The following is a 12,689-nucleotide window of genomic DNA, read 5'->3' on the forward strand; positions in this document are numbered from 1 at the left end:
CGTTCCACCGGACCGTCCTGCGGCAAGGTCCAGCCGAGGAGGCAATGCGAAGGCGGGTGGACGCACGCGGCGGCGCCCGGACTGGGGTCGATTGGTGTCGGAGCGGCTCGTGAAGGGAGTGCGGTGAAGGCGCTCGGGCTGCTGGGGCAGGTTGACCTTCCTGCGCAGATCGCGGCCGTCCCCCGAGCCCGGAGCTGTGTGCGTGGCCTGCTCGACGGCACCGATCATCCACAGACGGACGCCGCGCTGCTGTTGGTGACCGAGTTGGTCACCAACTCGGTGCGGTACTCCGACTCCGGACGGTGCCCCGCCGGACGGATCACCATCGTCGTGGCCGAACACGATGGAACGCTCCACATCGACGTGATCGACGGCGGCTCGTGGACCAGCAGACCCACCGTGTGCCCGGAGGTCAGGCTGGACGACGACGGCGGGCGCGGCCTGTGGTTACTGCAAGAGGTGGCGACGGACTGGGGATGGTACGAGACCGCAGCCGGGCGCGCGGTCTGGTTCCGGCTCGCCGGCAAGTGACGAACTCCTGCGACTCTTCGATTCGCGCAGGCTGCACGCCCGCCGAACCGTTCGGCCGCAAGCCGGTCGGCCGGGCATGCAGCCGGCATCGTGATGAAGTTGCGCTTGTCCCGGTGTTCGCCCCTGGAGGGTGCGGTCCGCGGGGGCGCACCCTCTTACTTTCCTGCTTCCGGCGGGAGGTGGTCTTCGCCGGGGGATCGCAGGTGGGCGGCGATGGTCTGGGCGCAGGTGAGGGAGGCGGTTCGGGTGGTGTCGACCTCCAGGTCGTAGCGCACACCTTCGTGGACCACCGTGGCCTGTGTCGCCGCCATTCCCGTGATGCGGTCTCCTCTGGCCTTCTCGCGCTCGGCGGCGGTCGTGCTGTCGCACCGGACGCCGACCCACAGGACGTCCAGCCCGCCGAGTGCTCGTTGCCAACGCCGCTGTGAATGCGCCCCGCCGAGGAAGACGTCATCGATGATCACGGGGGCGCCGGCACGGGCCATCGCGGCGATCCCTTCCATCCACGCCGACTGCAGCGCCATGAAGTCCGCGCCGACGCTCACGCCGCCGTCGGCGGCGAACTCGAGCCCCGTGTCCGAGGCCTGCATGGACCGCGGCATCGCCTCGATGAGCGAGTCGACGCCGAACGTGAGCCACGGTCGCGGCAGGACGGCCTGCAGATGCCGGGCGATCGTGGACTTGCCCGCACTGGACCCGCCGTTGAGCACGATCACCTGGGTCGCCATGACGTACACGCTAGAGGTTCGGCCACCAGGCCGGGAAACCGTTTTCGGCTGAACGCCGCCCGCCGAGACGTCCTGGCGAACACCCTCCGGCCGGTGGCCGCTGCGCCGGGTTCGGGGCCGGCCCAGCGCTACTTCGCCGAGCCGGCCGACCGCGCCGGATAGGCGTCCTTCCGTCAGATGAGGGTTTGAAAAGTGATATCACTTTGCTATGGTGGTGCCATCGGATGAGCCCCCTGGAGGAACGATGGTCGCCATGGAGAAGCTGGACGAGGTCGCGGTGGACATGCCCGCACCGCAGGTGAGCGAGCGGCGTCCGCTGGAGGCGTCGGGGTGGCCCATCGTGGGGCTGGCCCTGCTGCTGACCGCGGCGGGGGTCGCGGTGCTCATCGCCCAGGGCGAGCAGGGCTCGCCGGCCCTGATCGGGGTCGGGGTCGCGCTCATCTTCGTCGCCGTCCTGCTGCTGAGCGGGCTGATGGCGGTCGCGCCCGGACAGGCCAGGGTCGTGCAGCTGCTCGGCCGCTACCTGGGCACGGTCCGTACCGACGGCCTGCGCTGGACGATCCCGTTCACCCAGCGGCGGACGATCTCGACGCGCATCCGCAACCACGAGACCGACATCGCCAAGGTGAACGACATCGACGGCAACCCGATCGAGATGGCGGCCGTCGTGGTGTGGCAGGTCGAGGACACGGCCAAGGCCCTGTTCGAGGTGGACGACTTCGTGGAGTTCGTCGCCATCCAGACCGAGACCGCCGTCCGGCACATCGCGGGCAACTACCCCTACGACTCCCACGACGACGGCCAGCTCTCGCTGCGCGACAACGCCGACGAGATCACCGCCAAGCTGTCGGCCGAGATCGCCGCCCGGGTCGCCTCGGCCGGGGTGCGGGTCATCGAGTCGCGGATCACCCGCCTCGCGTACGCGCCGGAGATCGCCCAGGCCATGCTGCGCCGCCAGCAGGCCAGCGCGATCGTCGCCGCCCGCCGGCAGATCGTCGAGGGCGCGGTCGGCATGGTGGAGGCCGCCCTGCACCGGCTGGACGCCGCCGACGTCGTCGACCTGGACGACGAGCGGAAGGCGACGATGGTCAGCAACCTGCTGGTGGTGCTCTGCGGCGACAAGGACGTGCAGCCGGTCGTCAACACCGGCTCCCTGTACCAGTGAGCGAACGCAAAAAGATCCTGCTGCGGCTCGACCCGGTCGTCCACGACGCGATCGCCCGGTGGGCGGGCGACGAGTTGCGCAGCACGAACGCCCAGATCGAGTTCCTGCTGCGGCGGGCGCTGGCCGGCGCGGGCCGGCTACCCGACGAGGTGGGCGGCATGCCAAAGCGAGGCCGCCCACCGAAGAGATCCGCCGATCCGGCCGGCGATGGGCGGCCGGGACCCGGTGACCTCGATGGCGGCCGGCCTGAGCAGGAGGACGGCCCGGTGGAACCCGGCAACGCCGAGCCCGATCACCGCCGAGCCGGACCCGGCCCTCACCGCGAGCCCGGGCACGCCGAGCCCGATCATGACCGCGCCGCACACGCTGAAGGCCGGGTCAGGACGGTGGAGGGCGGCGGCCGGGACGGCTCAGGGCACTCCGAGCCGCACGGCTCGTCCTGAACCTTCCGGGCGGCGGCCAGAAGCTCCCTTATGGAAGAGAAGACCGACCAGAACGAGCCGGCTGCCGGGACGGCAGGGCCACTCCAAAGCGCACGGCTCGTCTTGATCTATCCGGCCGGCCCCGAACCAGGGCCGGCCGGTGCATCCCCTCATGGAGAACAAGAGCGACAGGAGGTACCGGTGAACCTGCCCGAGACCCTGCCTCAGCGGCTCTGGCTGCTGGCGTACGACGTCGAGCGCAAGCGGCTGACCTCGCGCTGGAAGCTCGGCTATCTGATCCGGGCCGGAGTCCTGGCCGAGCTGATGCTGCGCGGTCACCTCGCCGACGCCACCGGCGGTCCTGAGGTCAGGCGCACGGCCATCGTGGACGACCAGGTGCTGGACGCCGCGTTCCAGCAGATCGCGAACTCCCGGCGGCGCACCTGGCAGCACTGGGTGAACAAGGGGTCGGGCCGCGCGGTGCGTCAGGTGCGGGACCAGCTCGAGGCCGGCGGCTGGATCCGGGTGGAGCACCGCAGGCTGCTCGGCGTCATCCCGCTGGCCAGGGTGACCGTACGCGACACCCGGGTGGTGCGGCGGCTGGCCTCGACGGTGTCCACCGCCATGCGGGGCGGGCAGCCGGTGTCACGCATGGACGACAGGGAGGCCGCGCTCACCGCGCTCGCGGCGGTGGTGCGGCTCCGGACGGTCATGCCGGGGTCGCAGTGGCGGGCGGCCCGCAAGCGCGGCGACGAACTCGGCGACGTCGTGGCACCCGTGCCCCGCGCCCTGCACAAGGCCATCCAGGCCGCCCAGGCCGCAGCAGCGGCCGGCTGACCTCACCGCGTGCCGTGGGGCCGGCGGTACCTCGGACACCGGCCACACCACGGGACGACCGGCCATGGACGGGACGCCGGGCCGGCACCGCGCCCCGAACGCGGAAGGGGCGCGGGTGGGCCCTACACGGGCGTGGGGCAGCCGTACGGGGACGCGGGCGGCGGTGGCCGGATTAGGTACGAGGGCACGGCCCCCGGTGGCGGATCAGGCGTATGGGGGCGCGGGTGGTGGGGGCGGCGGGTCACCGCGGCGGACGTCCCTGCGGACCTGGCGGATGGCATCGCGGGTCTGGCGCATGGCCTCGCGCTGGAACCGGCGGGCGTCGTCAAGAGCCTCGCGTTGGTACCGGTGAGCGTCGTGCAGGGCTTCACGGTGGTGACGGTGGGCGTCGTCGTGAGCGCGGTGCACCTCTTCGCCCAGACCCCGCAGAGAACCCAGGTGGTCCCCGTACATCGCCCCGCGCCGTTCCAGCCACCAGTCGGTCCACGCGGCCAAGGACCGTCTGATCGGCTTGGCCCGGGAGTCACCGATGACCTTCACATCGCCCATCACGGCGTACGCGCGGACCCTGACCACCGGAACCTGCTGGCCCGGCGGCGCCTCCACGACGTCCGCCCGCTTGTCACCCATGATCGCCATGCCGCTGAGGTCGACGTCCACGCCGTCCGGCACAATGATCTTCACGTCGCCCATGACCGCGGTGGCGACGATGTCGATCTCGTTGGAACGCACCTCGGCCTCGCGCAGGTCGATGGTCACGTCGCCCATGACCGCGACCGCGCCGATCTCCTGGTCCACCCGCCACTTGCCGCGCCGCTTGGTGTCCCCCATGACGGCCACGTACCAGCGCCGGGCCCGGCCGGGCGGCCGCGCGGGCGCGGGATGCGGGCCGGGTGCCGCGGCGGTCGCCGTGCCCCCCGGCAGATCCGCGGTGATCTGGGCCAGCTCGGCGTGGGTGACGGCGAGGTAGGCGGCCTCCGTGCGCTCGGTCAGCTCCGACAGCGTGAGGCGCCCGTCGACGGAGGCCTCTCTGAGCCGCTCCACCACGGCCTCGCGCTCGGCATCCGAGGCGCGCATACCACCCGGATCATTCATGACCCGAATCTACCGCGCATCTCTGTTCCGGCTGATCCTCCCAGAGGAGGAAACGAGGATCCTCCTCCTCGGTAAGGCCTCCGGCGGGACGGGTGGGGGCACGGCCACCCTCAGGCGTCCGGCAGGGCGTCCGGACGGAGACGGCGAGCATCCTGGCGGTGATCGTGCGAGGAGGACCGGCTGCTGCTCCACCATCGGGCACAGGGCGCCGGGTCCGCCTGATCAGGCGATCCGGTGGCTCCCGTCAGGGGCCGGAGAGGGCGGGGGCGGCGTGCAGGACGTCGCGGGCCAGGCCGGCGTCCCCGGTGACCTCGGCGGGGAAGGTCGCGGGAGCGCCCCGGCCGCCGAGCAGGAAGCAGAACCCGACGGCGTCGCAGGTGATCGTGGCGTCCACCGGCGACCCGTCGTCCGGCACCACGGCGCGCCCCAGGTCGAGCGGAACGTGCCATGCCCCGCCCCCGGGGCCGGTCAGCGTGAGGCGTATCGCCCGGTCCGCGGCCTCCACGCCACTCAGGGCGCTCGTCCAGGGCAGCAGCCGGGCGCAGAAGTCGGCCGTCGGAGTGATGTGCCCGGCGACCGGCAGGGGCAGGGAACGGCCCATCGCCGCGGCGGCGTCGGCGGTGTGGATCCAGGTCTCCAGCATGCGGGCCAGCAGGTGGTCGGGTAGGGGGAAGGCCATGCCGCCCGGGGCGATGAGGGTCGCCGGGTCCAGCGAGGCTGCCCGCCGGCAGATCGCGCCGGCCTGGGCGCGCCAGTCGGCGCGGGTGAGCTCGGGCGGCTGCCCGGCGACATGGGCGATCATCGCGGCCGTACGCTCGGCCACGTCGGCGTCCGCCGCCGTCGCGGGACCGGCGACGGGGGCGCCGATGGCGGCGGCGACCAGGCCGTCGGTGGCGGCGAGGTGGGCCAGGAGCTGCTGCAGCGTCCAGCCTTCGACGATGGTCCGCGACCAGTCGGCCTCGCCGGCGCAGGCGAGCAGCGCGTCCATGGCGGCGACCCGGGCCGCGTACGGGGCGGCGATGCCGGCGACGGCCACGGCCGGCGGGCGGGCGGCGCGCGCGGCCGCCAGCAACCGCTCCCGCGCGCCCGGAGGCGCCTCGGACGCGGCCTCGGCCAGCACGTCGAGGCGCAGCCGCGTCACCGGATCCGCCGTCCCGGGCACCCCCGGCACGGCCCCGCCCCCGGGCTCCCCCGCCTCGCCGGTCGACACCCGGCCGGGATCGGAGGAGACGGGCGGGCGCCCTGCGGCGGGCTCGCCGGGCGTGGACGCGCGGTCAGGGCCGGGGGCGCCGAGCGTGGACGCGCGGTCAGGGCCGGGGGTGTCGCCGAGGGGGGCGGAGTGGTGGGGCACCGTCACACCTCCTTCTCGGCGAGCTCGTCGGCGAGCCGGCGCAGGCCCAGCCGGATGCGGGACTTGACCGTGCCCTCGGGCAGGCCGAGTTCCACGGCCGCCTGCCGGTAGGTACGGCCACGGTAGTAGGCGAGTTCGATGGCCTCGCGCATCTCTCCGGGCAGCCTGCTCACGGCGAGCCGTACACGCGCGGCCTCGTCGGCGGCGAGCACCCAGTCCTCCAGCGGGCTCGGCTCCGGCTCGGTCAGGCGGGGGCCGATCGCCGCCACCCGGTGGCGTTCCTCGGTGCGGACGTGGTCGACGGCCCTGCGGTGCGCGATCGTGGCGAGCCACCCGCGCAGCGATCCGCGGTCGGGGTCGAACGCCAGCGGGCGCTCCCAGAAGGTGACGAAGACCTCCTGCACGATGTCCTCGGCCACCGAGCGGTCGCGGGTGACCCGCATCGCCAGGCCCAGGACCAGCGGGTACAGCCGGTCGTGCACCTCGCTCAGCGCGCTCTCGTCACCGCCGACGACGCGCTGGTGAAGCAGCCGATCGTCGGCCGTTCCTGGGCCCTCCACCGGTCCCACCCTCCTTGGTCGACCTCGGCCGGCGACCCGAGCATCCCACTGTCGCCGCCAAATGTTGATATGGATGGCGAAGCCCGCATGGATCGGTGGCCCGCCACCCGACCGGCCCGCACCCGCACCTCCGGAGGCATCCTTTGACGCACGAGGTCACCAACCAGGTCCCGCCGCTGACCGGCCACGACGTCGCGGACGATCCGGCGATGGCCGAGGGCGTCCGGCGCGAGGGAGCCGAGTGGGCGCTCGGTGAGCTGCGCATCCTCGGAACGCTCGCCGGGTCCGCCCAGGCGCAGGAGTGGGGGCGCCTGGCCAACGAGCATCCGCCGGTGCTGCGCACCCACGACCGGTACGGCGTGCGGATCGACGAGGTGGAGTTCCATCCGGCCTGGCACGAGTTGATGACCGTGGCCGTCGAGCACGGCCTGCACGCCGCTCCCTGGTCCTCGTCCCGTCCGGGCGCGCACGTGGCGCGGGCCGCGAAGTTCTTCGTGTGGTCGCAGGTCGAGGCCGGGCACGGCTGCCCGATCTCGATGACGTACGCCTGCGTGGCGGCGCTGCGGCACAGTCCGGCCCTGGCGGCCGAGTGGGAGCCGCTGCTGGCCTCCCGCGCCTACGACTTCGGGCTGCGGCCGGCCGCGGCCAAGCGCGGGGTGCTGGCGGGGATGGCGATGACCGAGAAGCAGGGCGGCTCGGACGTGCGCGCCAACACCACCCGCGCCGAGCCGCTGGGTGACGGGACGTACGCCATCACCGGTCACAAGTGGTTCAACTCGGCGCCGATGTGCGACGCGTTCCTGGTGCTGGCCCAGGCTCCGGGCGGGCTGTCGTGCTTCCTGCTCCCCCGCGTCCTGCCGGACGGCTCGCGCAACGCGATGCGGCTCATGCGGCTGAAGGACAAGCTCGGCAACCGGTCGAACGCCTCGGCCGAGGTCGAGTACGAGGGCGCGGTGGCCCATCTGGTGGGCGAGGAGGGGCGCGGGGTGCGCACCATCATCGAGATGGTGAACATGACCCGCCTGGACTGCGTGATCGGCTCGGCCGCCGGCATGCGGTACGGGGTGACGCAGGCGGTGCACCACGCGACCCACCGCAGGGCGTTCGGCACGGCACTGGCCGAGCGGCCGCTGATGCGCAACGTGCTCGCCGACCTGGCCGTGGAGTCGGAGGCGGCGACCGCGGTCATGCTGCGGCTGGCCGGGGCGACCGACCGGGCGATCCGCGGTGACACCGGCGAGGGCGCGCTGCGCCGTATGGCGCTGGCCGCGGCCAAGTACTGGGTGTGCAAGCGTGCGCCGGCGCACGCGGCCGAGGCGCTGGAGTGCCTGGGCGGCAACGGGTACGTCGAGGAGTCGCAGATGCCGCGGCTGCTTCGCGAGTCCCCGCTCAACGGCATCTGGGAGGGCTCGGGCAACGTCGCCGCGCTGGACGTGCTCAGATCAATTGCGAAGGAACCGGACAACCTGGACGCCTTCTTCGGCGAGGTCGACCTCGCGAAGGGCGCCGACCCCCATCTCGACACCGCCGTTCGCCAAGCCAAGGCGGCCCTCACCGACCCCGCCACCCTTGAATACCGCGCGCGGCACACGGTCGAACGCCTTGCCCTCGTCCTCCAGGCATCCCTGCTGGTGAGACACGGCCCGTCCGCCGTCGCCGACGCTTTCTGCGCCTCCCGGCTGGGACCGGAACGGAGCCTGGCGTACGGCGGCCTTCCATCCGGCGTGGACCTCGGAGCGATCATCGAACGGGTCACCATGAAGATCTCCTAAGACGGAGCGGGCGATCGGAGCGATTCCCCTTCGGATCGTGTGAAGGATCCCTGGCGGCCGCCGCGTCATCCCGTACCCCCGAAGTCCGGCGCCCTCGCGCTGCCCGTCCCTTGAACACCCTGGCCCTCACGACCGCCTCACCGGCCCGGTGGCTCCCATCAGGCGAGGGAGGGCGGCATCGTATGGTGAAAGGAGGTGGTCATGCCTCGGGCACGCGTGGGGCGGTTCGTCACGCCCGCCGCGGAAGCGGAGTTCATTCGGATTTACCAAGAAGGGCTGACCGCGCTGCCGCCGCCCACTGAGACGCGTGACGTGCCGACACCCTTCGGCAGAGTGCGCGTCCACCGGTTCGGCGAAGCGGGCGGCCCGCCTCTGGTGCTGCTGCACGGCAGGGCCGCCACCGGCATCATGTGGTTGCCCAACCTCGCGGCCTTCGCCGAGCACCACACCGTCTACGCGCTCGACCTGCTCGGTGAGGGTGGCCTCAGCGTGCAGACGGCCCCCATCACCGGCCCCGGCGACCAGGCCGCCTGGGTCACCGCCGTGCTCGACGGCATCGGCGTCCACACCTGTCACCTGGTCGGGGTGTCGATCGGCGGCTGGCTCGCCTGCAACCAGGCGATCCGCACCCCCGCGCGCGTGGCGTCCCTCACCCTGCTGGACCCGGCCGCCACCTTGGGCCGCGTACCCGTCGGCGTCGTCCTGCGCACCATCCCCGCCGCTCTGCCTTTCACCGCCGCCTGGGGCCTTCCGGCCTTTCTGCGCTGGGTCAACGGCGGCGACCCGGTCCCGCACGACGACCCGGTGGCCCGCGTCATCATCGCCGGCCTGCGCCACTACCGCACCGCCCTGCCACCTCCGGCGTACCCGGCCGACGACGACCTCCGCTCCATCACGGCTCCCACTCTGGCCGTGGTCGCGGGCCGCAGCGTCATCCACGACCCGCGCAAGGCGTACGAGCGCGCCAAAGCCCTCATCCCGCACGTCCAGCCAGAGCTGTGGCCGCACGCCACCCACTCGATCGCAGGCCAGTGCGCCACCGAGGTCAACGCCCGCGTGCTCGCCTTCGTCGGTTCCGCCGGCGCGTGAGCGGCAGCCGGCAGGGATCCGCACTCGCACGGGACATCGCGGTCGACCCGCCGGGCGGCGAACCGCCGCTCACCGTGAAACGCCCCCGCGTTCCTCGGGCCGTGGACCGAGGTGGAAGATCTGGTACGAGCCGAGCACCGGGCGCACCAGGCCCGCGTGTAGGTTCGGGCATGCAACCACCTCAGTGTTGAAAGGGAAGATCGCATGGCGACCATTCGTACCGCGACCACCCAGTGGAAGGGCGCGCTGCTCGACGGTTCGGGCACCGTGTCGCTCGACACCTCCGGCGTGGGCACCTTCGACGTCACCTGGGCCTCGCGGTCGCAGGAGGCCAACGGCAAGACCAGCCCGGAGGAGCTCATCGCCGCCGCGCACTCGTCCTGCTTCTCGATGGCGCTGTCGCACGGGCTCGCCCAGGCCGGCACGCCGCCGCAGGCGCTGGACACCAAGGCCGAGGTGACCTTCCAGCCGGGTGAGGGCATCACCGGCATCGTGCTGTCGGTGCAGGCGCAGGTGCCGGGCATCTCCGCGGAGGACTTCCAGACCGCCGCCGAGACCGCGAAGGCCAACTGCCCGGTCAGCAAGGCCCTCGCCGGCACCACCATCACGCTGAACGCCGAGCTCGTCGGCTGAAGACGCCTCCCGCGAAGGCCCCCGTGCGGACGTCCGCGCGGGGGTCTCGCCATATCGCGGCCGTACGTCACCCGTTGCGCTTTACGGGCGATTTGCCGGTTTTGCGGTATTTTGGGAAGACGCCGCGTGCCTGGACATGACACCGGCCCCGGCGAGCAGGGCACTCTGGCGGCAAAGATCTGGTAAATCAGATCAACGGCTTTAATAATCGACGGTAGAGCCGGAACGCAAGCACTGAGGTATGCGGCCACGGACAGCCCGACCCGAGAGGAGAGACCGGGCACACCGATGACGACGCGGCACGCCGCGCGATCACAGTCGCACCGCGAACCGTTCCACGACCACAATGAGGCTACATGCGCGAGGTCTGGCCTGGTGAGCCGTACCCCCTGGGCGCCACCTGGGATGGCGTGGGTACGAGCTTCTCGCTCTTCTCCGAAGTCGCCGAGCGGGTCGAGCTCTGCCTATTCGACGACTCCGGGCACGAAACCCGCATCGACCTGCCCGAGGTCGACGGGTTCGTCTGGCACGGCTACCTTCCCGGAGTCATGCCCGGCCAGCGATACGGCTACCGGGTCCACGGGCCCTACGATCCGTCCGCCGGGCACCACTGCGACCCCAGCAAGCTGCTGCTCGACCCGTACGCCAAGGCCATCGAAGGTGAGGTGCGCTGGGACCAGTCGCTGTTCGCCTACCAGTTCGCCGATCCCGGCCGGCGCAACACCGACGACAGCGCGCCGTACATGCCGAAGAACGTGGTGATCAACCCGTTCTTCGACTGGGGCGCCGACCGCCCGCCCCGCGTCCCGTACCACGAGACCGTGATCTACGAGGCGCACGTGCGCGGGCTCACCATGCGCCACCCGGACGTGCCGCCCGCGCAGCGCGGCACCTTCGCGGGCCTGGCCCACCCCGCGGTGATCGACCACCTGGTGAGCCTCGGCGTCACGGCCGTCGAGCTCATGCCGGTGCACCAGTTCGTACCCGAGCACGCCATGGTGGCCCGCGGGCTGACCAACTACTGGGGCTACAACACCATCGCCTTCCTGGCCCCGCACAACACCTACGCCAGCGCCGGGCAGCGCGGCGAGCAGGTGCTGGAGTTCAAGGGCATGGTCAAGGCCCTGCACGAGGCCGGCATCGAGGTCATCCTCGACGTGGTCTACAACCACACCGCCGAGGGCGACCACATGGGCCCCACGCTGGCCTACCGCGGCATCGACAACGCCTCCTACTACCGGCTGCTGGACGGCGACCGGCGGCTGCTGCTCGACTACACCGGCTGCGGCAACTCACTGAACGTCCGCTCGCCGCACGCGCTGCAGCTCATCATGGACTCCCTGCGCTACTGGGTCATGGAGATGCACGTCGACGGCTTCCGGTTCGACCTGGCCGCCGCCCTGGCCCGCGAACTGCACGACGTGGACCGGCTGTCGGCGTTCTTCGACCTCATCCAGCAGGACCCGGTGATCTCCCAGGTCAAGCTGATCGCCGAGCCGTGGGACGTCGGGCCGGGCGGCTACCAGGTGGGCAACTTCCCGCCGCTGTGGACCGAGTGGAACGGCAAGTACCGCGACAGCGTGCGCGACTTCTGGCGGGGCGGCCCCCCGGTGCTGCCCGAGTTCGCCTCGCGCCTGGCCGGCTCCTCCGACCTGTACGCCACCAGCGGGCGCCGTCCGGTGGCCTCGATCAACTTCGTCACCTGCCACGACGGTTTCACCCTCACCGACCTGGTCTCCTACGACCGCAAGCACAACGACGCCAACGCCGAGAACAACCGCGACGGCACCGACGACAACCGGTCGTGGAACTGCGGCGCCGAGGGCCCGGTGGAGGACCCGGCGATCGTCGCGCTGCGCCGGCGCCAGCGCCGCAACCTGCTCACCACCCTGTTCGTGTCGCAGGGCGTGCCGATGCTGCTGCACGGCGACGAGATCGGCCGCACCCAGCACGGCAACAACAACGCCTACTGCCAGGACAACGAGGTCTCCTGGGTCGACTGGTCGCTGCTGCGCTCCGAGCCGGACCTGCTGGAGTTCGTCCGCGCCCTGGCCCGGTTCCGCAAGAAGCATCCGGTCTTCCGGCGCCGCCGCTTCTTCCTCGGCCGGGTGCCCGAGGGCGACGTCCGCGACATCGTGTGGCTGACGCCGTCGGGCAAGGAGATGACCTCCGACGACTGGCACAGCGGCTTCGGCAAGGCGATGGCGGTGTTCCTCAACGGCGAGGCGATCAGCGAGCCCGGGCCGCGCGGCGAGCGCATCAGCGACGACTCCTTCCTGCTGCTGGTCAACGCCCATCACGAGAGCATCCCCTTCTGCCTGCCCGGCGAGGAGTTCGCTCCCGGGTGGCAGCCGGTGCTGGACACCGCCGACGAGCGTCCCGACCCGCACCGGCCCACGCACCGGGAGCACATCCCGGGCGCCCAGATCGAGGTGACCAGCAGGTCGATGCAGATCCTCCGCTCCACCGCCCGTCCCCGCCGCCCCTGACCACCACCCCGCCCCCT

The 12,689-nt window shown here is 72.0% G+C and carries 12 protein-coding genes; 8 read left to right on the top strand and 4 right to left on the bottom strand.

Annotated features, from left to right (window positions below; genetic code table 11):
• The first annotated feature begins 123 nt into the window (after positions 1-123).
• Positions 124-531 (top strand): ATP-binding protein, encoded by a 408-nt coding sequence (locus IEY93_RS06790; protein WP_189162103.1) that lies wholly within the window; start codon positions 124-126, stop codon positions 529-531.
• A 155-nt stretch (positions 532-686) separates the two neighbouring features.
• Here IEY93_RS06790 and cpt read toward each other — a convergent pair whose 3' ends face one another.
• Positions 687-1,259, bottom strand: a complete 573-nt coding sequence (cpt, locus tag IEY93_RS06795) for a chloramphenicol phosphotransferase CPT (protein WP_189162104.1) — start codon at positions 1,257-1,259, stop codon at positions 687-689.
• A 253-nt stretch (positions 1,260-1,512) separates the two neighbouring features.
• Between cpt and IEY93_RS06800 the strand changes: the two genes are divergently transcribed.
• From IEY93_RS06800 to IEY93_RS06810, 3 genes are all read left to right on the top strand, one after another.
• Positions 1,513-2,424 carry an SPFH domain-containing protein gene (locus IEY93_RS06800; RefSeq protein WP_189162234.1) on the top strand — a complete coding sequence of 304 codons (912 nt, stop codon included), beginning with the start codon at positions 1,513-1,515 and terminating at the stop codon, positions 2,422-2,424.
• Positions 2,421-2,867: a type II toxin-antitoxin system antitoxin gene (locus IEY93_RS39680; RefSeq protein WP_372444391.1), complete on the top strand. Its 447-nt coding sequence runs from the start codon at positions 2,421-2,423 to the stop codon at positions 2,865-2,867. Before IEY93_RS06800 ends, IEY93_RS39680 begins: the two co-directional genes overlap by 4 nt.
• Positions 2,868-3,047: 180 nt before the next feature.
• Entirely contained in the window at positions 3,048-3,683 is a 636-nt protein-coding gene (locus IEY93_RS06810; RefSeq protein WP_189162105.1) for a GOLPH3/VPS74 family protein, read from the top strand.
• A gap of 204 nt (positions 3,684-3,887) precedes the next feature.
• Here the strand turns inward: IEY93_RS06810 and IEY93_RS06815 are convergent, their stop codons facing one another.
• The 3 genes from IEY93_RS06815 to IEY93_RS06825 form a co-directional block, all read right to left on the bottom strand.
• Positions 3,888-4,778: a DUF1707 SHOCT-like domain-containing protein gene (locus IEY93_RS06815; RefSeq protein ID WP_189162106.1), complete on the bottom strand. Its 891-nt coding sequence runs from the start codon at positions 4,776-4,778 to the stop codon at positions 3,888-3,890.
• 244 nt (positions 4,779-5,022) lie between these two features.
• On the bottom strand, positions 5,023-6,129 hold the full coding sequence (locus IEY93_RS06820; RefSeq protein WP_189162107.1) for a maleylpyruvate isomerase family mycothiol-dependent enzyme: 1,107 nt from the start codon (positions 6,127-6,129) through the stop codon (positions 5,023-5,025).
• A gap of 2 nt (positions 6,130-6,131) precedes the next feature.
• Entirely contained in the window at positions 6,132-6,689 is a 558-nt protein-coding gene (locus IEY93_RS06825) for a sigma-70 family RNA polymerase sigma factor (protein WP_203967926.1), read from the bottom strand.
• A 143-nt stretch (positions 6,690-6,832) separates the two neighbouring features.
• Here IEY93_RS06825 and IEY93_RS06830 point away from each other — a divergent pair, with 143 nt between their 5' ends.
• The 4 genes from IEY93_RS06830 to glgX all read left to right on the top strand — a co-directional run bounded on the left by IEY93_RS06830 (position 6,833) and on the right by glgX (position 12,672).
• Positions 6,833-8,461 carry an isovaleryl-CoA dehydrogenase gene (locus IEY93_RS06830; RefSeq protein ID WP_189162109.1) on the top strand — a complete coding sequence of 543 codons (1,629 nt, stop codon included), beginning with the start codon at positions 6,833-6,835 and terminating at the stop codon, positions 8,459-8,461.
• Positions 8,462-8,662: 201 nt separating this feature from the next.
• Entirely contained in the window at positions 8,663-9,550 is an 888-nt protein-coding gene (locus tag IEY93_RS06835) for an alpha/beta fold hydrolase (protein ID WP_189162110.1), read from the top strand.
• A gap of 204 nt (positions 9,551-9,754) precedes the next feature.
• A complete protein-coding gene (locus IEY93_RS06840; RefSeq protein WP_189162111.1) occupies positions 9,755-10,183 on the top strand; it encodes an OsmC family protein in 429 nt (142 codons plus the stop codon).
• 356 nt (positions 10,184-10,539) lie between these two features.
• Entirely contained in the window at positions 10,540-12,672 is a 2,133-nt protein-coding gene (glgX, locus tag IEY93_RS06845) for a glycogen debranching protein GlgX (protein ID WP_189162112.1), read from the top strand.
• Positions 12,673-12,689 lie beyond the last annotated feature (17 nt).

The organism is Sphaerisporangium melleum (assembly GCF_014646695.1).
GTDB lineage: Bacteria > Actinomycetota > Actinomycetes > Streptosporangiales > Streptosporangiaceae > Sphaerisporangium > Sphaerisporangium melleum.